At 35.4% G+C, this 19,845-nt stretch carries 24 protein-coding genes; 11 read left to right on the top strand and 13 right to left on the bottom strand.

The genetic code is table 11. The features are described 5' to 3' along the window. Positions 1-8: 8 nt before the first annotated feature. Positions 9-746 (top strand): hypothetical protein, encoded by a 738-nt coding sequence (locus ACYSNQ_RS16850; RefSeq protein WP_426081499.1) that lies wholly within the window; start codon positions 9-11, stop codon positions 744-746. A gap of 406 nt (positions 747-1,152) precedes the next feature. On the opposite strand, the gene ACYSNQ_RS16845 is transcribed toward ACYSNQ_RS16850, so the two are convergent. Beyond that, on the bottom strand, positions 1,153-1,491 hold the full coding sequence (locus tag ACYSNQ_RS16845) for a helix-turn-helix domain-containing protein (protein ID WP_426081500.1): 339 nt from the start codon (positions 1,489-1,491) through the stop codon (positions 1,153-1,155). Between the two features lie 395 nt (positions 1,492-1,886). Here ACYSNQ_RS16845 and ACYSNQ_RS16840 point away from each other — a divergent pair, with 395 nt between their 5' ends. The 8 genes from ACYSNQ_RS16840 (at position 1,887) to ACYSNQ_RS16805 (ending at position 7,725) form a co-directional block, all read left to right on the top strand. Beyond that, positions 1,887-2,126, top strand: a complete 240-nt coding sequence (locus ACYSNQ_RS16840) for a hypothetical protein (protein WP_426081501.1) — start codon at positions 1,887-1,889, stop codon at positions 2,124-2,126. Positions 2,127-2,128: 2 nt separating this feature from the next. Beyond that, on the top strand, positions 2,129-2,569 hold the full coding sequence (locus ACYSNQ_RS16835) for a hypothetical protein (RefSeq protein ID WP_426081502.1): 441 nt from the start codon (positions 2,129-2,131) through the stop codon (positions 2,567-2,569). Between the two features lie 15 nt (positions 2,570-2,584). Continuing rightward, positions 2,585-2,788: a hypothetical protein gene (locus tag ACYSNQ_RS16830; RefSeq protein WP_426081503.1), complete on the top strand. Its 204-nt coding sequence runs from the start codon at positions 2,585-2,587 to the stop codon at positions 2,786-2,788. An 89-nt stretch (positions 2,789-2,877) separates the two neighbouring features. Next, positions 2,878-5,112, top strand: coding sequence for a hypothetical protein (locus ACYSNQ_RS16825; RefSeq protein WP_426081504.1), 2,235 nt, complete (start codon positions 2,878-2,880; stop codon positions 5,110-5,112). Beyond that, the gene (locus ACYSNQ_RS16820) at positions 5,112-5,363 is read left to right on the top strand and encodes a hypothetical protein (protein ID WP_426081505.1); all 252 of its coding nucleotides are present in this window, start codon (positions 5,112-5,114) and stop codon (positions 5,361-5,363) included. The genes ACYSNQ_RS16825 and ACYSNQ_RS16820 overlap by 1 nt, the downstream gene beginning before the upstream one ends. A 76-nt stretch (positions 5,364-5,439) precedes the next feature. Continuing rightward, the gene (locus ACYSNQ_RS16815) at positions 5,440-6,189 is read left to right on the top strand and encodes an ATPase (RefSeq protein ID WP_426081506.1); all 750 of its coding nucleotides are present in this window, start codon (positions 5,440-5,442) and stop codon (positions 6,187-6,189) included. Continuing rightward, positions 6,186-6,458: a hypothetical protein gene (locus ACYSNQ_RS16810; protein WP_426081507.1), complete on the top strand. Its 273-nt coding sequence runs from the start codon at positions 6,186-6,188 to the stop codon at positions 6,456-6,458. Before ACYSNQ_RS16815 ends, ACYSNQ_RS16810 begins: the two co-directional genes overlap by 4 nt. Positions 6,459-6,564: 106 nt before the next feature. Continuing rightward, a complete protein-coding gene (locus ACYSNQ_RS16805; protein ID WP_426081509.1) occupies positions 6,565-7,725 on the top strand; it encodes a replication initiation factor domain-containing protein in 1,161 nt (386 codons plus the stop codon). A gap of 187 nt (positions 7,726-7,912) precedes the next feature. Here the strand turns inward: ACYSNQ_RS16805 and ACYSNQ_RS16800 are convergent, their stop codons facing one another. The 7 genes from ACYSNQ_RS16800 to ACYSNQ_RS16770 all read right to left on the bottom strand — a co-directional run bounded on the left by ACYSNQ_RS16800 (position 7,913) and on the right by ACYSNQ_RS16770 (position 14,188). Beyond that, positions 7,913-8,905, bottom strand: a complete 993-nt coding sequence (locus ACYSNQ_RS16800) for an IS30 family transposase (protein ID WP_426084747.1) — start codon at positions 8,903-8,905, stop codon at positions 7,913-7,915. Between the two features lie 32 nt (positions 8,906-8,937). Then, positions 8,938-9,819, bottom strand: a complete 882-nt coding sequence (locus tag ACYSNQ_RS16795; protein WP_426084746.1) for a prenyltransferase/squalene oxidase repeat-containing protein — start codon at positions 9,817-9,819, stop codon at positions 8,938-8,940. Between the two features lie 708 nt (positions 9,820-10,527). After that, on the bottom strand, positions 10,528-10,908 hold the full coding sequence (locus ACYSNQ_RS16790) for an NUDIX domain-containing protein (protein WP_426084745.1): 381 nt from the start codon (positions 10,906-10,908) through the stop codon (positions 10,528-10,530). 229 nt (positions 10,909-11,137) lie between these two features. Further along, positions 11,138-11,791, bottom strand: a complete 654-nt coding sequence (locus ACYSNQ_RS16785) for an SdpI family protein (RefSeq protein ID WP_426084744.1) — start codon at positions 11,789-11,791, stop codon at positions 11,138-11,140. Continuing rightward, positions 11,788-12,060: an autorepressor SdpR family transcription factor gene (locus ACYSNQ_RS16780; RefSeq protein WP_426084743.1), complete on the bottom strand. Its 273-nt coding sequence runs from the start codon at positions 12,058-12,060 to the stop codon at positions 11,788-11,790. The genes ACYSNQ_RS16785 and ACYSNQ_RS16780 overlap by 4 nt, the downstream gene beginning before the upstream one ends. A 307-nt stretch (positions 12,061-12,367) precedes the next feature. Further along, positions 12,368-13,345 carry a helix-turn-helix transcriptional regulator gene (locus ACYSNQ_RS16775; protein ID WP_426084742.1) on the bottom strand — a complete coding sequence of 326 codons (978 nt, stop codon included), beginning with the start codon at positions 13,343-13,345 and terminating at the stop codon, positions 12,368-12,370. A 24-nt stretch (positions 13,346-13,369) separates the two neighbouring features. After that, positions 13,370-14,188, bottom strand: coding sequence for an oxidoreductase (locus ACYSNQ_RS16770; RefSeq protein ID WP_426084741.1), 819 nt, complete (start codon positions 14,186-14,188; stop codon positions 13,370-13,372). Between the two features lie 249 nt (positions 14,189-14,437). Between ACYSNQ_RS16770 and ACYSNQ_RS16765 the strand changes: the two genes are divergently transcribed. Both ACYSNQ_RS16765 and ACYSNQ_RS16760 read left to right on the top strand, forming a co-directional pair. Beyond that, complete coding sequence (locus tag ACYSNQ_RS16765; protein ID WP_426084740.1) at positions 14,438-14,926, top strand: prolyl-tRNA synthetase associated domain-containing protein; 489 nt, start codon at positions 14,438-14,440, stop codon at positions 14,924-14,926. Positions 14,927-15,131: 205 nt separating this feature from the next. Further along, entirely contained in the window at positions 15,132-15,929 is a 798-nt protein-coding gene (locus ACYSNQ_RS16760; RefSeq protein ID WP_426084739.1) for a PrsW family glutamic-type intramembrane protease, read from the top strand. A gap of 16 nt (positions 15,930-15,945) precedes the next feature. Here ACYSNQ_RS16760 and ACYSNQ_RS16755 read toward each other — a convergent pair whose 3' ends face one another. The 5 genes from ACYSNQ_RS16755 to ACYSNQ_RS16735 form a co-directional block, all read right to left on the bottom strand. Beyond that, a complete protein-coding gene (locus ACYSNQ_RS16755) occupies positions 15,946-16,812 on the bottom strand; it encodes an SDR family oxidoreductase (RefSeq protein WP_426084738.1) in 867 nt (288 codons plus the stop codon). Further along, a complete protein-coding gene (locus ACYSNQ_RS16750; protein ID WP_426084737.1) occupies positions 16,812-17,255 on the bottom strand; it encodes a MarR family winged helix-turn-helix transcriptional regulator in 444 nt (147 codons plus the stop codon). The genes ACYSNQ_RS16755 and ACYSNQ_RS16750 overlap by 1 nt, the downstream gene beginning before the upstream one ends. A 163-nt stretch (positions 17,256-17,418) precedes the next feature. Continuing rightward, positions 17,419-17,943, bottom strand: a complete 525-nt coding sequence (locus ACYSNQ_RS16745) for a GNAT family N-acetyltransferase (RefSeq protein WP_426084736.1) — start codon at positions 17,941-17,943, stop codon at positions 17,419-17,421. 53 nt (positions 17,944-17,996) lie between these two features. After that, complete coding sequence (locus tag ACYSNQ_RS16740) at positions 17,997-18,404, bottom strand: hypothetical protein (protein WP_426084735.1); 408 nt, start codon at positions 18,402-18,404, stop codon at positions 17,997-17,999. A 276-nt stretch (positions 18,405-18,680) separates the two neighbouring features. Beyond that, a complete protein-coding gene (locus ACYSNQ_RS16735; RefSeq protein ID WP_426084734.1) occupies positions 18,681-19,502 on the bottom strand; it encodes a GNAT family N-acetyltransferase in 822 nt (273 codons plus the stop codon). Positions 19,503-19,845 lie beyond the last annotated feature (343 nt).

The following is a 19,845-nucleotide window of genomic DNA, read 5'->3' as shown; positions in this document are numbered from 1 at the left end:
GAAATATGATGAATTATTGGATTTTTTTTCATAAAGCAAGTCAAAGAGAGGCTTACGTTTTTGATGAAAAAACAATTGTTTCAGATAAACTAGATGAAAAAAGCAATTGGTGTCCTTATATTTGGAGCAAACGATTCAGGGCTACAAATTGTAAAGAAAGTCATTTGATGAAAGCAAATACAAATGACATTATTTTTTATGTGATTCCTGAACCAAGACCCAAGAACATAAAAGGAACCTATGTTGGAAATTATTTTTACTGTGATTTAGTATTTATAGTAGATGAAAGACAAGAATTCGATAAAAACAATCTTCCACAAGTATTAGATGATCCTTGTTTGAATTATTTTCACTATAAATTAGGCAAAGAGCAACATAATAAACGTATTGTTAGGAATACCTTGATTGCCAAAGAATCTAGCTTTCAACCTCAGATTAATAATAAATTGGTTGACTTATTAACGTTTAAGAATCAAGGGTTGGAAGAAGAATTGAATAGTTTACATGATAAAGTGCGGAACGGTGCTCGTACTAATTTAGAAGTGGTTAACATTCAAAATGATTTTGGAGATAAGCTTTTTGAATTACTAGCAAAAAATGATGACATAGAAAAAGTAAAACCATATAATATTTTGGGAGATATAAATGAGAAAATTAGTATAAATAACCTAAGAGAGTTAAAGATATCTGATATATCAAAAATTTACAAAAAGAAGTTATCTTTTGATGCTTATGTCAAACATTGAATAAACCCGTTCAACATTAAACTGTCAAAAAAGTTAGTTCTCAAAAAGAATTAAGATGAAATATGGCTCTATTTAGAAAACCATAGGTTTAACTATAATCCATTTGATGAGTTAGAGACATATACAAATAAAATTCATGTGGAAATAGAGACGCTATTAGAAAGAATGATTATTGATTTAAATTTTTCTTTTCTTGATTAGCAACCTTTAAACAAAATATCGTTTTTTATTCATAAGTAGAGCAGCACATACAAGAAGCTTTCTTTATATGTGCTGCTTATTTTGATTGAATTAAAAATTTGGAGAGAGTGAGAGGTTGTGTTTTGAATTATTCGTTAATTATATTTTATCTAGTTTACATAATATACATTGCACATTTGAAATAAGAGCAGGGAAGACCCTACTCTTATTTTTTTTGTTTGATACGTTCTTGTATAGTGCGCAATTCCTCACTGACGGTTTCTAGATAGTTCATTAGTTCTTCTTCGCTATTCGTATCTAAATCTATTTTATTGTAAGGCGGAAAGTCAAAAAACTCTTTAACTGTTATATTTAGTCCTCGGCAAATTTGGTGTATTGTGTCAACCCTTGGCACACCTTGTCTATTTATAATAGAGCTTAAAGTAGATTGTCTGATATTTGAAAGCTGTGCTAAGCGATTTATCGTTATGTCTTTCTTTTCTAAATAGTAATATATTCTATCTTTGATTAATTCATGTTCATTTGTTTTTTCTGTATTTGACACGGAAACCGCTCCTTTCGTGTTCATTAACTTATTAAACTATATCAAATATTGATTAAAAAAGTTAGCTTTATAGCGTTGACATATAACGCAATAGTGTTATAATTTACTTGTTAACGCAAACTCGTTACTTTTTAACAAGAAAGGATATGACAAAATGAAAAAGTATAATGTTGTTTTCTGCATGCGTGATAATTGCTGGACTGGTATTGAGGGGCTTTCATTTGAAAAATGTATTGAATTTAGAAAAAAACTTGTATCGCTTCATCAGAATAAAGAGCATTGTATCGGCTTTTATATTGTTCCTTTCTCATAAAAGTTTTCTGGGAGTTTTTTGACAGTCTATTACACACTTTTAAGTGTTTAATATATATATCAATTAAGAAAGGGGAATGCTTATGTTTAAAAATACATCAAAATTAATTTATCGAGGCGTCGAGGAAAAAACAAGTAAAACAGGGAATCCGTATAAAATCGCAAGATTTGCTGACCCAGTTTCTTATCAGATTTTAGAATTTTTCTGTGACGACTCATTTGTTGCTACTGTGAAAGTAGAAGACCCTTGCACGGTCGAACTTAAGTGCGAAAAACGTGGTTATAATATGTCGTTTACTTGCCTTAGTGCTATGAGTGCTTAGTTATGAGCGAACTGAAAAAAGAAGACCTCCAGGCACTCGAAAACGATTTGAAGGCACTCAAAGAATTATACGAAAAGGAGCTTCAACGTGAAAGTTCTGAACGTACTACACAAGCTACTGAGGATTCTAAACAGTCTGAAATATCTAATACGGAGAAGGTAACGGAGAAAGAACAAGAACAGTCGTTTCGTGCTTCTGTGTTAGAAGCTCTAAGCAAAATAGAAAGTGCGGACAGTTCAGCTTCTGACGAATCATTGAATAAACTCAATGAAAATCTCGAGACCTTAATAGCGTATCAGGAAGAACAAGCACAAACAAATGTCAATCAAGATTGGTTGCTATCTTCTTTACTGGTAATTGGGCTAGTTGCTGTTTCAGGTTATGCCCTTTATAAGCTCGGTTCTTATATTGCCAGTAAAGTAATTTCAATAATTTTATATTAAAAGGAGGTTAAGCGTATGTTTGGTTTAATTGGTGCTATTACTATGCCAACTGCTCCGAAAGTTGATTTGTCTGAGCCTGTACAATGGGTTGTTGACTTTGCTTCTTCAATCTTTACGGATAATGCAATTGTTATCATTACTGCTGGTTTGGTTATTGCAGCCCTTTTTGCGGCTCCTAAAATCGCTAAGCGCTTCGGTAAATCTGCGATTAAAGGTTAATGTACTCATTTGAGGCTAGGCGAAAGCCTAGCCCTTTTCTATTTTATGAAAGGAGAAAAAAACATGATTGATCTAAAAAAAATAGGTAAGTGGATAGGTATAGTTTTTTTATTCTTGTTACTGTCTGTCATTGCGTTTTCATTTCTGCCGTTACTGTCTCTGCTGACGATTTACGGTCTGGAAATGATGTGGGTAGTGATTTATATAACGCTGATAGCGGTCTCCCTGAAAATATGCTGGATACTCCTGATTTGGGTATTCAAGGGCAAGAACCCGTTGCCGAATATGAAGAAAATCAAGAATATGCTCCCGAAGTCGTCCCGATAAGTCCGCCTTGGTTAGCCGATTCTGCGCTTTTTCAAGGTGCTGACGAGCTCGCAACGAGTGAGGACGGCTCGTCTTTGGAATCCCCTTCAATTCGTTCTAGAGTAGCCTTGGCACGAGCAACGTGGACGAATGCGTTCTTTTCGACGACACGTGGAGGACCTGCGAACGTTGCGTATATCAACGGCGCGTTTGACGGTTGGAACATCTATGCTTGGCACATGCCAAACGCTGAAAGTATTAATTTTGATTTGCTGTTGAGGGCGACAAAAAATAGTATCTTTGCGACAAATGCGAGAATAGACGACGTGAAAAACTCGACGACTAGTCGAATGAATAATATAGACGCTGGCTGGAATAATGCAGTAAAAAATTTACAGACAAATATTAATAACGTGAATTCAAAAGCGACTAGCCGAATGAATAATATTGATAGTTATTTACACAGCTCCGTAACGAGTTTACAGAATAATATTAATGCGTTGAATACGAAAGTAACTAGTCGAATGGATAATATAGACGCTGGCTGGCAAACAGCGGTTAAGAACTTGCAGAACAATATTAACGCAAATAGTACACGGATTGGAAACATGGATACATTCATGCATAGCTCTGTAACTAGTTTACAGAATAACATTAATGCATTGAATACGAAGACCTCGGAACGTATGGATAATATGGATAAATTTATGCATAGCTCTGTAACGAGTTTGCAGAATAATATTAATGCCTTAAATACGAAGACCTCCGAGCGAATGGATAATATGGACAGTTTCATGCATAGCTCTGTAACGAACTTGCAGAAAAATATTAGCGCAAACAGTGAAAGAATCGAAAATATGGATAGTTATATGCATAGCTCCGTAACGAATTTACAAAAGAACATTAGTGCGAATAGTCAACGAATGGATAATATTGATTCTTTTATTCACAGCTCTGTAACGAATTTGCAGAACAATATTAATGCGTTGGGTGTTATCTCATCCGCTAAAGATAGCGACCTTCAAAGTCAAATAGACGCGATTAAGACAAACGGTGGAACAAGTTGGTCTGACGTTGGTATTATTGCTGCTTTGCTCGCTGTTAAGGATTCTATTGACAAGTTCAAAATGTATTTTGAGGAGGACGGGGTATTTATGAAACTCCTTAAAGGACAGTTTGAAGGCTTAAAAGATTTGTTGAAGTCGCTGAGGATTTACACAGTCAATGACATAAGAGCTATTATAAATGATTACTTTTCTGCTGAGGACGGAAAGGGAACTGGAATTTTTTCAGAATTTCTTGATACGTTGTTGTACGGCATTAGGTACTCAATTGTTGAAGGATTCGGCGAAAGTTTAGATATGTTGTTGGATATTTTTCAAGCGTTAATTTCAACTATGCGGGGAATAAATGTTTTAATCGATTACGCTGAAACACTAACTAAGCTGGTCGATTTGCTAAAAGGTCGTCTGGATCTAATTCTTCAGTATCTCGTAAAGCTCATGAATAAAACATTTGATTTTGACAGACTAGAAGCATTGTTATCAAAATTGAGCTTTGGAAATATCGTAAACGAAGCTGGTTCAAACATTTGGGATTTTCTTAAAGAATTGATAGGGACATTAGGCTCTTCGCTTAAGGATATTCTTGATTTTCTAAACAATTTATTAGATAAAATCATAGCTCTAATAGTTCCCGAAAATCTTGATTTCCTTGACCATGAGTGGACGGGTGTTTCTGATAAGATTCAACTGAAATTCAGTTTCATTTTTGATTCAGTTTCAAGTATTAAAAATCTTTTCTCAGGCTCTCAAAAGTCATTTGAAGACTTAGACGTCGATTTCGGCTCTAGTCAGCTTGCTGGTAACACGATTGCGATAGGGACAGTTAAATTGCCAATGAGCCACTTGAATAAATTCCTTGCAGTTGTGAAGCCATTCGCCAACGGTGGGATATTATTATGGTTTTTAATTGACATGTATCGCTGGATACATGAAAGAAACGCGGTGGTTGAATAATGCTTTTAGAATTAGTTTTTAAGCTGATTTTTGGTTTAGTTGATATTGTTATCTCTTTAATTCCTACGTTTGATTTTGGCATAGATATGGGCATGTTGAACCCGCTTCGTGACCTGTTCGCTTTCTTAGATAATGCGGTCAGTGTTTCATTAATTTTATCGATATTGGGCTTATATATTCTAAGAGACAACTTCACGTTAATCAAAAATATTTTCTTTGCTGTCGTTCGAAAAATTCCATTTGTGAAGTAAAGAGATTCGCTCGCGAATCCTTTACTCACAATGAATTTTTAACGAATAAGAAAATTTAGGAAAGGAGAAATTGACCTTGAAAATATTTCAATTCATAAAATATAAAGCTGTCGATTCTGCTAAACGAATCAAGTTAATGCGTGCAGGCATTAAACCGTTTCAGGAATACGGCTTACGTTTGTACTCAGGCTGTCAAGGTAGCGGGAAAACGTCTAGTATGGTCGAGCAGCTCGAACGTTATAGAGCGCAATATAAAGACATATTCATAGCGACGAACTTCGGTTATCGATACGAAGATATGAGTTTAAGCACGCTGGACGATTTAGTTGACTTGCCGAAGCTGGTCAGGGAACAGGGGTATAACGGTCTTGTGATTGGCTGGGACGAGATTCAAAATGATTTTGACAATACAGTGCGTACATTTCCAGTAACGATACTGCGAACAATTACCCAGCAGAGAAAACAGGCAATTAAAATATTGGCGACAAGTCAGGTATTCACTAGAGTTGCTAAGCCTATCAGGGAACAGACTTTTGAGGTCGTTCAATGTCGTACATTGCTGGGGCGCTGGGTCTTTCAGAAATGGTATGACCCTGTCGAATATGAGTATTATATAGCGAATGCGAATAAAGATTCGAAGCTACCTGTCAAGTCAAAATATAACTATATTCAAACGGACGATATGAGAGAGTTGTATGATTCCTATGCGGTGATTGACAACTTATCTCGGCATCAGGAACAGCCGATTGAGGAACGTTTTGAGGAAGCTGTGAAAGTACGCAAACTCATTGACGATAATGAAGTTTTGTTGTTGATAGATTCATGATTACGCCTTATGATTTCGTGTATTTTGAACGGCTTTACAGCTATGAGGCGTTGAGAAATGAACGTGGATACTCGGAAGGTAGACAAGGCCGCATATTGCACGTTAGGCTACCTAAAACAAGTATGAAATTGAGCTTCATTCTTAATCATAAAATCGAACTGCCCGAACTGAAGAAAAATGCAAAGTTAGTTTTGACTGTTGACCTTTTTCACCGAGGAAAAAACAAACGAGCAGAAACGAAAATAATTGCTGTCGATTTATATGAATAATCAACGGTCAGGCGAATTGGGAAGGGACTTCCGAATTTGTCGGGCTGTTGCCTCGTCAAAGCGGTTGCGCTTGACGACTAAAACGGAGATAGGAAGGGCGGACAAAATGAAAAATTACGAGGAAATTTTCGCAAGTGGGGGGTCTAGTAACACCCCCCTACACTCTACATCTAGGAACCCTCTTGAGGCTTGCGTTGACTGGTTTTCTGTGACTTTTAAGGGAAATATTTTTTCGAATGGTTTATGCGATATGCTTCACCTGTCTGTTGACGATTTCGAATGTAAAAAACTTGCTGATTCTAACGAATATGAATATATGTATAAATTCGAGAACTTTATAACGGTTATGATTAGAAATGACAATCCGCAAGGCACAAAAAAAGCCCTGACACACTTGGACGTGAAAGGACAGGGCTGTCGGTTTTTAGAGAATAATTGGAAAGGTCTAACTTGGATTGATTTCTTTAATCTAATCAAATCAGCTTTCACAATTCATCACATAACACGTTTAGACGTAGCCATTGACGATTATGTGAATTGTTTAAATATTAACACATTACATCGTAAAATGCGACAAAAACATTTCAGAAGCAGTGCTGGCACTCGTTCATGGAGATACATTGAAAACGGAGATATGCAACATAAATCTGAAATTTCAGGACAAACTTTGTATATCGGTAAAGGTGACGTTGAATTTCGTTTTTATGATAAACTCGCACAACTCGTAAATTCTCAGGGTGTTGATTTAGACAAAAGTATTGATTTCTGGAATCGTTATGAAATCCAGTTAAGACAAGAACGGGCGCAAGTGGTCATGAATATGGTTGCTGCTGGTAACTTAGAAATAGGTGAGCTAGCTAAATCGATTATGGCGGAATACTTAGCGTTCTTAATTCCAAATAAAAGTGATTCAAATAAAAGTCGCTGGAAAGTGTGTGATTTTTGGTCTAACTTCTTAGGCGAAGTTAAAGGCGTACGTTTGACAATGCAACCGCTGGAAAAATCAGTCTATCGCACTAGAAGCTGGGTTGAAAGTCAAGTCTCGGTATCAATGGCAATTTTAGAGGATTGTTTTGGTAGTCAGTTCGTAACTAATATTGCTGAGGACGGGCGAAAAAGAATGACTAAACAGCACAAACAAATGATAAAGAGCTTTAGAGTAAATGAACAGGGAAAACTTGATTTTATTGAAAATGACAAGCTAGATCAAAAAAACAGGATACGTGAAGCATTTAATGAACGTGATTATCTAGAAAGCTTCGGTTAACTTTGATTGCTGACACCGTAGGTGACACATAAAGCCTATAGTGTCAGTATTTCATTAATTTACTAGTTTACATAATATACATTATACAAAGTTGTGGAATGAAGGTGCTTGTCAAGATTAAATGCAACATCTTAAGTAAATCTTAATAAAATTCTTAATAGTTTTCATTATACAATTTTGTTCCTCTTCATGTTTTAGCGTATTCCAAATGGAATTTATGATTCGCTGACTTCCATTTGAATAGCTTTCTCGGCCGATCATTGATTTCATTTGTGGATTGATCGATCTTTATCTGAGATACCTTGTTGAAGTCTGTAGGCTTTGGAAAATACTCTCTGAGCAGTCCGTTGTGATATTCATTTGACCCACGTTCGTGTGGCGCATATGGATGCGCATAATACGTTTTAATACCATAGGTATTCTCCATGTGTTTCACATTACTGAAGTTCACAAATTCAGTTCCACGATCACAAGTGATTGATTTCACTCCAGTTGGATACATTTCAACCAAACGTTCCATAGCAGCCAACATACAAGTACTGTCTTTTCGAGTCATTTTAATTGCCACATAGTGGCGTGATTTGCGTTCTACGAATGTAGCTAGACAAGTCTCTACACCACGCTTAGAAAGCACTGTATCAGCTTCCCAGTGACCAAAATCAGTTCTTAAAATAGTTGCTTCAGGCCGGTCAGTGACCAGACGATTCTCGTAGAATTGCGGTGATGGGGTTTTCTTCAGTAATCTACCGCTATATTTTCTCCGATACCTCTTCCCTTTCAGTCGCAGCTTCTTTATTGGAAACTTGATCAAACCGGAGTAAATCCAGTTATAGATGGTATTTGTAGACACATTGATACTGCGCACGCCATGAGCGATTTGCTCCGGAGAGTATTTTTTCTTCAGGTATTTCAAAATGGTTTTTGTATTATGTACTGTTGCTTTAGTAGTGGTTCCGCAGTTTCTTTTTCTCATGCCGGCCAAATTACCGGCACTTGAAGCCTGGTAGCGCAATGCTGCCAGGCTGTTTGCTTTTCTCTCTTCACTGTTTCTCCGGATTTCTCGGGAAATTGTTGAGCGATGCTGATCTAAACGTCGAGCTATTTCAGCTTGTGATAAGCCTTCGTCTAAATATGCTTCAATTTTTCCACGTTCTTCGGCTGTAAGATGATTGTATGACATTTTTCACTCCTAATTGTGAACTTCTACATTTTCTACATATAGAAATTTCGAATGTATTCTCCGTAAACACTTAAAAATGGATTGACCTCACCAATAGCTGAAAAAGTGAGAAAATGTTGCCCTTTATATTCTTTTTCTAACTTTATAAATTGTGTGGGTTCCTTTTCTGATAGCCACTTAAGAGCCATATTTAATGAATTATTTTTTGGGAGTTTAAGTTTTGTAGCGACTAAAAGAAATCGAAAAATACTGTAAAAGTATCTAAAGGGATAAGCAAACTTTTGATACTGATTCTCTGATAAAAATAAACTGTTTTTTAAAAAAAAGTCGAGAATCTTGTCAATCGCATTATCAGTTTCTTTAATTAAATCTGAAGAAGCAGTGTTCTCTCGGAAAGAAATTAAGCCTTCTAAAACACAAATAGTTGAGTGGGGATCACCATTACTTTGATCGTACCAAGTAAATCCTCCGTCTTTTTTTTGTTTGGATAAAATTGAAAGAACTAATTTTTTTAGGTTGTTTAGTTGTGGCAGAAAATAGCTAGAGTAATTTAGAATCATTCCGTCTACACAAATATCACTTGGAATATTGGATTTTGCTAGATTTAATCCACCTTCAGGAAGTTGACAATCTTTAAACATTTTTACCACCATTTCTTGACATGCTGGGTAATCGAATGGAAGACCAATTTCCTTTAGCTGAAGTAATGTGTAATGAGTCGATGTCCATTTTGGTTGATAGTAATAAGTTCCCCAGTGTCCATTTTCATTTTGTTTACTTAGTAAATATTTGCCATATCCTTCTAAAGGTATTCGAGACTGTTTCTCCTGATCGATTATCCCACATAGTAATTTGTCATAGGTGTATTGAACAGAGACGTCTTGTTTATCTAACCAATTTGAAAATGAAATCATGAATGTTTCCCTCCCTTTGCCAATTTTAATTATCTCATGCTTGTATATATTATTCTATAAAATATAACAAAAACACCCAACAAGAGTATGCTGAGTGTTGCATTTTATTCTGACATGTAGGAGTTGTGGAATGAAGGTGCTTGTCAAGTTTAAGGTTTTTTTGTCCGGTTGTTGATTTCATTTACTGATTCATCAATTCTTGCCTTTGATATTTTGTTAAAATCTGTTGGTTTTAGGAAATATTCACTTAGTAGTCCATTGTGGTGTTCATTTGAACCTTGTTCATGTAGTGCATTTGTAGACACATTGATGCTACGTACACCATGAGCAATCTGTTCTGGAGAGTATTTCTTTTTTTATATTTAAAATAGTTTTCGTATTACATACAATTACTTTTGTAGTTGTTCCGCAGTTTCCTTTTCTTATTCTAGCTAAATTACTGGCACTTGAAGCCTGGTAGCGCAATGCTGCCAGGCTGTTTGCTTTTCTCTCTTCACTGTTTCTCCGAGTCCCTCTCGATATTGTTGATTGATGTCGGTCTAATCGAAGTGCTATTTCAGTTTAAGTCAATCCTTCATCTAGGAAAGCTTCAATTCTTCAGATGTTAAGTGTGTATATTATTGACTCAAATTCATATTTTGAAGCTTCTTTTTTTTATTAATTAGGAATTGTATACAGAGAGAAAGTGGTCAAAAATTATTGGTTGTATTAATGGATAAGTCCAATTAATGGGTTTTTCTTGAATAAAAAAATTTTCTCAATCTCGTATTCTAATTGAGCTTTTCTTTCAAAAATCTCTGCAAAAAAGACCATTCCATAGTCTTCAAGGCTATGTTCCCCCTTTTTCACACCGTATATAAATAACGGTTTTATCGAGTAATTAGTTGCTCCAGTCTCTTCATATAGTTCTCTTCTGGCACACTCTTCAATAGATTCATTATTCTCCCTATGTCCCCCAGGAATCTCTAAAGAGTCACGTTGTCTGTGTTTAACAAAAACATATTTGCTGTTTGATTTGGCAATAATCACTGAGAAGTCAATCAAATGATCTGGTTTTTCAGCTAGTTTATAACAAGCCACTTTTAGCATAAAATTTCGACTCCTTTTATAAATTGTATTACTTTTATTATAACAAAACCATCTTACGGAAGATTGGAGTTTGTTGCATTTTATTCTGACATGTAGGAGTTGTTTGTTTGGAAATGCTTTTCATTGAATAACGTTATTTTCATGTTTTACCGTATTCCAAATGGAATTTATAATTCTCCGTTTCATAGTTGTATAACCATTAGAATTGTAGTGATTCGAAAACTTTAAATTACTTGATGCAAAACATACGATATGCCTTGTAAGACAGTGCATAACTTCCTGCAACGAGCACAGTTATAGGGAATAGCAGCACTAGAACAATATTAGATTGCCCGAAAGCAACAGCTAAAAATATGATACCTGTGCCACAAATTATAAAAAGTACCCCAACCCATTTTTGAGAATGTATCCAAATCTTTTCGCTACTAAGACTCCATATGTTTTTGAAACCAAAGTTACTTCCAAAAGAAGCTCTTGGAATTTGGTTTCCGTAAAAGATAAGTAATACTCCAATAAAATACACGGGTAACTGGATGATCAATTTGTTATTAGAGTATGTTGTAAGATTACTCTCAATTATTCCATTAATAAGCACCCATGTTAACAATGCTTGAAAAGAAATAATAATTGTAGTTGCTAAGGCAGAAATGAATTTCGAATTTTTCTCTGACAGTTTACATTTTGAGAGCCAGTAGTGGAAAAACCAGCCAATGATTACAGGGATAATCACATAGAGAATAATCTCGTAGCGGCTTCCATAGCGAGCAGGTCCCCCGTCACTCCCGTACTGCCATAAAAATGAGTCGGACATAATGGGTAAAAAGGCTAATAGTATTAACGGTGTCGTAGAAACTATGCGTAAAATTATTAATCGAGTTTTCATTTTTGTTTTTCTCCTTTTATTGATTGTAACCAAACTATCAAGTTATCAAAAACCGTTGTATTTAGCTCATAGTAAACAAAATTCTTATATTTGCTCTCGTAAACAAGATTTGCCTTTTTCAAAATATTCAAATGATATGAAATAGCTGGTTGAGTTACATGGAAATGACTTGCAATATCTCCAGCAGACAGTTTTCCCCCTTTTAATAAGTCTAATATTTCACGACGAATTGGAACTGCTAAGGCTTTAAAACTTTCAGAAATACTCATGAGACTTCTCCTTGCAATCTATTTAAACTGTTGTTTAATTAGATTGTATCAAAAAAGCATTTTCAAATCAATTCTATTTAAATGTCTTTTTATAAAGAGTTGCAAAGCTAATGAATGGAAACACTCATTTAATAACAAAAACACCCAACAGAGAAATGCTGAGTGTTGCATTTTATTCTGACATGTAGGAGTTGTGGAATACAACGATTATAAAGATCATCCCTAACAACTTTTCCAAAATTCTACTTGATAACCAGTTTTTTCTCTAATTGATTTTCGAAGCTTCTAAAACAGCTAATTCCACAAATTAACTGTCAGAGCTATTCTTTACTTCAGCAATTGTTTTTCCTGTCCAATTTTTAAAAGCTCTAGCAAAGGAACTGATTTCTGTGTAGCCTACTAAATAAGCAATATCTATCGTTGGCAAAGAAGTTTTTTTCAAATAATGAGTTGCTAAATGCTCTTGAGCTATTTTCAATTGGGTATTGAATGTGGTTTGCTCAGCCTTTAATTTTCTTTGGAGGCTGCGTGGACTCAGCCCTAAAGTATTGCTGATATTTTCCAAGGTAAACTGTCCGCTGGGTATTGCCGAGAACAACTCTTTTTGAACGTAATCTGAAAAGGAATCAACTGTCGAAAGCTCTTCCATCCTTCTCTTAAGTTCAGGTTCTAAAAAATCAAGCATAGTGTTATTTTGAGTGTAAAATGGTTTTTCCAAATCTTTTTGAGAAAAACACAATTCATTTTTTTTACTCAATCGAACATTTGAACCAGTCATAAAATTGAGTGATTCGCCATACCTGTAAGGTCCTTTTATCTCAGTTGGCATAATCGTTGGATCTTTTGTTCCAGTCCTTAATAAGCTAATTAACAGCAGCTGCTCATTTAGTAATGCGAACCTAGGCAATACGTTGTTTTCCTCGAGATAAGAAAAACGAATTACTTGTTGTTGAACAGATTGCTGTATTTCTACCTTAACAGGACCAACTAGTCTTTTATACGCAGCAAAACGCTGAATTGCTTCTCTCCCATTTTTAGAAGATAATGCTGCATAAAAAGGAGGTAAAAAAGTATGAATCGATTCGATTTGGCTAAAAGCCAAAAGCTGGGAATCTGTTACTATTCGATCAAATTCTTGGAGCAGCTTGTAATAATCAGTTGAAGACAACTCTAGCTGCTCTTTCCAAAGTAAATTGGGAATACTTGCACGCTTCAATAAATCATCCAAAGGTAAATCCAGTCCGCGGATAAATTCTTGAAATTGTTTGGAAATTATCAATTTCATAATCAGGAATCCTTTCTTAAAACGTTAACTTACATTTTTAACAATTATATCAAATAATCGATCAGGTAGAATTGTTTTGAAAAAAACCAAAGGTTTAGCTCCAAAGCCTATCAGATATCGTGTTTTGGGCTTGCGCTTACTTATCGCCTTGCCAACAGTTTTTGCGATAATCATTGGGTCAGAAAATAAGTTGGAAGAATACTGTTTTTTCATCCCTTCAGCAACTTTAAAAGCAACTTCTTCATAGACTCCTCCTCGGGAAGACTCCTTCAGCTTGTTTGCTGCGATTATCCCCCAGTCCGTTTTAATTCCCCCAGGTTCGATAATCGATACATCAATACCAAATGGTTTCACTTCTAGCCTTAAAGCATCACTAAAAGCTTCAAGAGCATATTTTGTAGCGTGATACCATGCACCAAAGTATGTGGTCAATCGACCGCCCATTGAAGAAACATTGATAATTCTGCCAAAGTGCTGTTTTCTCATGTGCGGCAGCACTAGTTGAGTAAGCCGAGCTAAACCAAATAGATTTACTTCAAACTGATTTTTAGCTTCTTGAATAGAAACATCTTCAATTGCACCATAGGAACCATATCCAGCATTATTGATTAAGATATCAATTCTGTTTTCCTTACTTATAATCTGGAAAATTGCATTAGTCATTGACTCTTCATTTGTGATATCTAAAAAAACTGCTTCCACCCCTAAAGAACGTAAAGGCTCTATCTTTTCTATCCTTCTAGCTGCCCCATATACTTTGTAGCCTTTTTGAGCTAATAATTCAGCTGTTTTATAGCCAATCCCACTACTGGCTCCAGTAATCAATACTACTTTTCTTTTCATTCTTCTTCTCTCCAATCCAACTTGATTGACTAAAGTATAAAGAAAACACATTTGAAAAAGAATGACAAATAACGACAATCTTATTGCAATAGACGACAAAAAAACTCGCGAAAAGATATTAAGTGGAGCACTCTATTTTGATTTATAATCAAGTATAGAAATAGCTTTTTTTGTTATTTGAAACAGTTGTTGGCGGAAAGCCTATTTCTGATATAATTAATTATCGATTATATTAGGAGGCGCCAGCTTATGGATCAATATCGAAAAGTTGCATCAGTATTAAAGGATATGAATATTGCCTTTGAAATTGTTGAACACCCGCCTGTTTTTACAACAGAGGAAGCAGATAGCTACATTGTTGGGATTCCAGGTGTTCGAACAAAATCCATGTTTTTAACAAATAAGAAAAAAACCGCGTATTATTTACTGATTATGGATGATTCAAAGCGTGTAGATATGAATAAATTCAAAGAAATGGTTGGAGAAACTCGTATTAAAATGGCTTCTTCAGAAAGCTTAATGGAGCAAATGCAGCTGTCTCCCGGCTCGGTTTCCATATTTGGTTTACTCAATAATAAACAAAAAAACATTCAAGTCTTCTTTGATCAGGCTATTCTTTCTGAAAAAAGAATGAGCTTTCATCCAAATATGAATACAAAAACTATATTTTTAGATACCTGTGCTGTTTTAACATTTGTAAAAGAAACAGGTTTTGATTATACAGCAATTGATTTATAGTGTTTTAATTTAGTTTTCACTTATATCAGCTTTCCAATGCCCTGCTAGCTCAATATATTGAACCTTTCTTAACTCATAGAAATGCCTTAAAAAGAGTGATTTTCCTTCCTTTTGATGTATTTTCAATTTAAGATTGTCCATTTAGATAGAAAGCAATCGCTCGTGCTATACTAGGGATAACAAGACTGGCTAGGAGGAATAAATCATGGAAAAATATCAAAAAGCAGCATGGATTAGCTGGTTTCTTTTATTTTTTTTGTTTGCTCAAGGAGTAGACTATGAGCTTACAGGTATTTCGGAATTAAGTATATCAAATAATCAATATTTAGTGTTATTCTTGTCATTTTGTTTATTGTTATCCTACGTCATCCCGATTACTGTCTCTGCACTATTTCTTTCAGTCAGGTGGAATCTGTCAGTTTTCTATTTTCTGATTTGCCTGTTGATAGGTGCTTTTGTTACCGGACAGCCAGCTGCGTATGGTAATGAGTTTTTGGGAAATGGATTAAATCAGCTATTCAGCTCAACTGAAACACTTAGCTCCTGGCTAGACGCATTGACTGCTCCAATCATTGAAGAAGGAATAAAAGGTCTTTGTGCAGTTATGTTATGGTTATTGGTAGGCAAGAAAGATATTAAAAGCGCGTTGCTCATTGGAATTGCTGTTGGTCTAGGATTTCAGATTATGGAGGATGTTTCCTACATCACTGAAAAAGCTGCAGCTGATTTTTCTCAGGTTATTCCAGAGGCAGTGAATCGAATCACAGGCTCTATCAGTTCCCATTGGTCTTATACCGGACTTTTTACTTTGGGAGCGGCCGGCGTTCTTTCTAAGCAATTGCGCAGCCGTTCTAGCTACTTCTATTTTTTCTTTCCAATAATTTTGCATTTTATTTGGAATTCACCAATCAATGAGCTTCCTTACATCTCCTCTTTATTGACTGCGTTGACATTGATTATCCTTCTGCAGCTGTATCTTAAACTTCAAAAAATGGAATACTAGATAATTTGTTGATAACCTATCGAATAAAATATTTCTTGTAGTCTTGAATGTATCTCTCTATTGTCCTTGGAGGTTTGTTCAAGACTTTCTCTGCTGTCGTTGTTACAGCTTTAGCATTTCCAAGCTGTGTAATGAGATAAAGCATCACCATCACATTTGCATAATCTTTAGGAATGCCCCGTTTGAGCATTGTGCGTCGAAACTTTAAAAGCCCGGGTTTACTATACGTGATAGGCATCTCCAGAATGCGAGTCATTTTCTGAGAAATCTCATCATAGGTCAATGCTTCCGGACCGGTAATATCTAATGTCTGATTTATATAGCTATGATCCATTAGACTAATAGCAGCAATTTCACCTATATCTCGAGTATCAATGAAACTTGTTTTAGCATGTCCTGCTGGGATAAACAAATCGTGATGCTTTTGAATATCTTCTCTATGAGTCGTGTTCAAATTCTGCATGAAAAAGCTTGGTCGAATAAAAGTAAATGGCAGCTCTAGTTCACGAATCATTTTTTCGATTTTATGATGAGGTGTGACTGGATTTTTTTCAACTCCTATTAATGATACAAAAACAATTTGGCTGATGTTTTGCTGCTTGGCAAACTGAAGAAACGGCAGCATGTCTTCCTTGGGCTTTGATAGTTGAGGCGGGCGGACAAAAAATACCTTACTTACCTGCTCGAATGCTTTTGGAAAAGTAGCTGAATCTAAAAAGTCAAAGGGACAAATCGTTATATTTTCAAAGACCCCTAGCATTTTTTTTGCTTTTTCAACATTGTGAACACCTGCTGTTACAGCAATATTTTCATGCATGGACAATGTCTCTACTAGCGGAAATCCTATGTTGCCTGTGCCGCCTACTACTAATATATGTTCCATCATTGTACTCCTTTTTCTGAGGATATAGTGTCCGCCTTATTAAGCTTTGTGAGAATCTTATTTAGCTGATCCTGCTCTACTAAAGACAACTTGCTCAGATAGTCAGTTAGCAGTCGATTGCTTATTTCTTCTCCTTTTTCTAAATACCCACGTCCATCTTTAGTTAATAGCAATAAATAGGATCTACTGTCGGATGGATTGGCTTGTCTAAGAATAATACCTTTTTTGATTAGCCGGTTAATAATTCCTGAAATTGTCGGCTTATCCATATCCAGATTTTTAGTTAATTTAACCGCAGTAGCTGAATTATTGTTGGAGGAAAGCTGACCAACTTGCTGAATGACTGCCCACTGTTGGACAGTGATACCAATAGAAGCAAGCGACAAATTCAATTCATAGCGAAGCTGCTTAGAGACGTTCATTAATAAATAGCCAGTATTCATCTTTACTGTTCCTCTCTCTATTTTTAGTTAGTATACTAACTAAAAATAGACTGTTTGTCAATAAAAAAAGCTTAAGCTATGATTATTAGTTAGTTCACAGCTTAAGCTTTTTAGTCTATCTACCGTTACGTGGATAATAATGAATTAGTTTCTGCTGGACTTTTCATTTCAGCGAGATAAAAAAACGTAGATTCTCAGAGCCATCATCCGGATCAGTATATTTCTCCTTCAGCTTCCCTCCATTTGCTTTAATGACTGCAATTGATCCGAGATTGCTTTCTTCACAAATAATCAGCAGCTCTTCATAGCTTTTAGTTCTACAGTAGTCCAGGATTAACGCCAGCATTTCTTTTCCATAGCCCTTTTTTCGTTCTTCCGGAAAAATGCAGTAGCCAATATGACCACCATATTTTTTTAAATAGTCGTTAAGGTAATGACGAACATCAATCATGCCAATCAGCTGGTTATCTTGCTTTCGAACAGCCAAAAAAGTATCTGAGGGCACTAATGTATCGTGGGCTCCCTCTTTCAGCTGTACTAATGTCTCAATCCATTCTTCAATCGTTTCAGCATTCCTAAGACCATTTGAACCATTCATTGTATCATTGGACTTGATAAAAGCTGCTCTGAAGTCTTCTAATTGCTGCTGAAACGCCATTTCTGGAAAGATAAGTTTGATTCTATTCACAATCACCACTTCTTTCTAATAGTCACATAGTTTTTTTATTTTATAGTATGCAGCTACTCATCTACTAGTATCTGAGTCTCTGAGTAAAGTTCAATCCATTGGTTACTCAGCCATAACTCAATCTCGCTGAAACAGTGGACATCTTTTGCCGGTTTTTGAAATAAAATAATACGGATTGTTTTATTATGGAGCAATTTTTGAGCTACAGCATAAGCTAACTCAGAAAAACCAGCAGCGCCAATATAGCCCTCTACTCCATTCTTTTTCTTATTCAGCAAAAATAAAACATCAGTTGCTTCAATGCTTTGAAAAAAATGTTTAAATAATTCCGGATATTCTTGCTGCAAATCTTCACATGGTTTTGGATAGTCCAGCACTGTATAGTTATGTTGTTTAAATTTTTTTATCCAGAAAGCATAGTCTTTCTGCTGAGAAACACTACCAGATATTACAATTTTCATACAATCCCCCACTATGTTTTTTTCAAAGCTGCTAATAGAAATAGCGTATAAAAAAAGCCGGTCGGAACTTTTTTACTCTAATTCTAAATAGCAGGCAAGATAAAAATATTTTTTTCGACAATAAGCCGGAAGTCATCAAAAATCGTGAAACAATTTTCGTGACTTCCGGCTTATTTCTTGAAGCTGAACTTTTTTGATTCAGCCTCTTCTAGCTGTTTTAGTTTTTATACTTGTTAAGTCTGCAGCTGATTTGATTGTTACTTAAGAATGCTTCGACTATTTACTTTTTGAAAATGTGTAGTAATCAAACTGTATCTGCTCTTCAAAGCCCAGTGCCTGATACAAATGGACAGCATTAGCATTCTCTGTTTCAACTTCCAGATAAACCTTTTTTGGTTCATTATTCATGATATCTTGAAGTGCAGTCGTTAAAACTTTTCGGCCAATCCCTTGCCCCCGTAACTGTTCTTTTACGACGAAGCCGTAAATCCCAAAAACGTTATCTGATTCATCAATCCGTAAGCTTGAAAGAATTGTATCGTCTTTTTTATAGAGTAGAAATCGCTCTAAATCTTCACGAGCTAGTTCAAAGTCTTCTCCATCGTTTAAAAAACGTCCTAGTTCTTTTGCGTCAGCTGTTTCTCCGCTTACAAGAGGGACTCTTGTAACATCAACCTGATTGAATTTTTCAAAGGATAGGGTCATATAGAATTCGGAGAAATCATAGGTGCAGTCTGCTGCCGCAAGGTAGTCCTGCATAATTTGATGCTTGTGGTCAAGAATAACCACAAATTGATTCATCGGTTTATCCTCTATATATGAATAAAGAGAGTCAATAATTTGTTCAAATACTGGTTGTGATTTTTCCAGCATAATCGTGACTTCCAGCTCTTCAGGATCATATGAAGTCAAAACACCATAGGCTGTCAACTGCTTATCAGTCCAAAACAGTAAATGTTTTGTATGCTTGTTTTCTGCTAGATAATCTAAGTCCAGCTTATGTGCGATTCCTTTTTTCTCCAGGGATACTCTTAGTGCCTCAATAGCTGTTTGTTCATTTGTGTCTAATTTTTCCTTTACATAAATGGTTTGCGTCAAAAAAATTCCTCCTAGTAAGTTGTTTTGGCTTTTCTATTATGGATTTGTTCAATCGTTTGATTGTCATCATAACTTCACCTGCTTCTTTCTTCTTGGTTTTAGCCAAATACTGTACTTTTTATAGGATCCTGAATTTTCGTATGGCTAAACGAAAATCTCAACCCTCAATGAATTTTTCTCCACATTCAACACTCCTAACAATTTAATAGGTAAACCCAGTAAAAGGTTGAACAGAAAATAGATTTCTACCTTGTACCTTCTAAGGATTCACATAAATTTATTATCTCAGCAACAATTAAAAAAGTCTATACCTTAATCAAAAAAAGAATTTGAACGGTATGGA

The organism is Enterococcus sp. LJL51 (assembly GCF_054871795.1).
The sequence above is the reverse complement of the archived record's forward strand: the minus strand, read 5'-3'. Positions and strand labels throughout refer to the sequence as shown.

Excerpts from the sequence above, each read along its gene's own strand:
- ACYSNQ_RS16850 (WP_426081499.1), top strand. The coding sequence starts at position 9 with ATGAATTATTGGATTTTTTTTCATAAAGCAAGTCAAAGAGAGGCTTAC.
- ACYSNQ_RS16840 (WP_426081501.1), top strand. The coding sequence starts at position 1,887 with ATGTTTAAAAATACATCAAAATTAATTTATCGAGGCGTCGAGGAAAAA.
- ACYSNQ_RS16835 (WP_426081502.1), top strand. The coding sequence starts at position 2,129 with ATGAGCGAACTGAAAAAAGAAGACCTCCAGGCACTCGAAAACGATTTG.
- ACYSNQ_RS16830 (WP_426081503.1), top strand. The coding sequence starts at position 2,585 with ATGTTTGGTTTAATTGGTGCTATTACTATGCCAACTGCTCCGAAAGTT.
- ACYSNQ_RS16820 (WP_426081505.1), top strand. The coding sequence starts at position 5,112 with ATGCTTTTAGAATTAGTTTTTAAGCTGATTTTTGGTTTAGTTGATATT.
- ACYSNQ_RS16810 (WP_426081507.1), top strand. The coding sequence starts at position 6,186 with ATGATTACGCCTTATGATTTCGTGTATTTTGAACGGCTTTACAGCTAT.
- ACYSNQ_RS16805 (WP_426081509.1), top strand. The coding sequence starts at position 6,565 with ATGAAAAATTACGAGGAAATTTTCGCAAGTGGGGGGTCTAGTAACACC.
- ACYSNQ_RS16800 (WP_426084747.1), bottom strand. The coding sequence starts at position 8,905 with ATGTCATACAATCATCTTACAGCCGAAGAACGTGGAAAAATTGAAGCA.
- ACYSNQ_RS16795 (WP_426084746.1), bottom strand. The coding sequence starts at position 9,819 with ATGATTTCATTTTCAAATTGGTTAGATAAACAAGACGTCTCTGTTCAA.
- ACYSNQ_RS16790 (WP_426084745.1), bottom strand. The coding sequence starts at position 10,908 with ATGCTAAAAGTGGCTTGTTATAAACTAGCTGAAAAACCAGATCATTTG.
- ACYSNQ_RS16785 (WP_426084744.1), bottom strand. The coding sequence starts at position 11,791 with ATGAAAACTCGATTAATAATTTTACGCATAGTTTCTACGACACCGTTA.
- ACYSNQ_RS16780 (WP_426084743.1), bottom strand. The coding sequence starts at position 12,060 with ATGAGTATTTCTGAAAGTTTTAAAGCCTTAGCAGTTCCAATTCGTCGT.
- ACYSNQ_RS16775 (WP_426084742.1), bottom strand. The coding sequence starts at position 13,345 with ATGAAATTGATAATTTCCAAACAATTTCAAGAATTTATCCGCGGACTG.
- ACYSNQ_RS16770 (WP_426084741.1), bottom strand. The coding sequence starts at position 14,188 with ATGAAAAGAAAAGTAGTATTGATTACTGGAGCCAGTAGTGGGATTGGC.
- ACYSNQ_RS16765 (WP_426084740.1), top strand. The coding sequence starts at position 14,438 with ATGGATCAATATCGAAAAGTTGCATCAGTATTAAAGGATATGAATATT.
- ACYSNQ_RS16760 (WP_426084739.1), top strand. The coding sequence starts at position 15,132 with ATGGAAAAATATCAAAAAGCAGCATGGATTAGCTGGTTTCTTTTATTT.
- ACYSNQ_RS16755 (WP_426084738.1), bottom strand. The coding sequence starts at position 16,812 with ATGGAACATATATTAGTAGTAGGCGGCACAGGCAACATAGGATTTCCG.
- ACYSNQ_RS16750 (WP_426084737.1), bottom strand. The coding sequence starts at position 17,255 with ATGAATACTGGCTATTTATTAATGAACGTCTCTAAGCAGCTTCGCTAT.
- ACYSNQ_RS16740 (WP_426084735.1), bottom strand. The coding sequence starts at position 18,404 with ATGAAAATTGTAATATCTGGTAGTGTTTCTCAGCAGAAAGACTATGCT.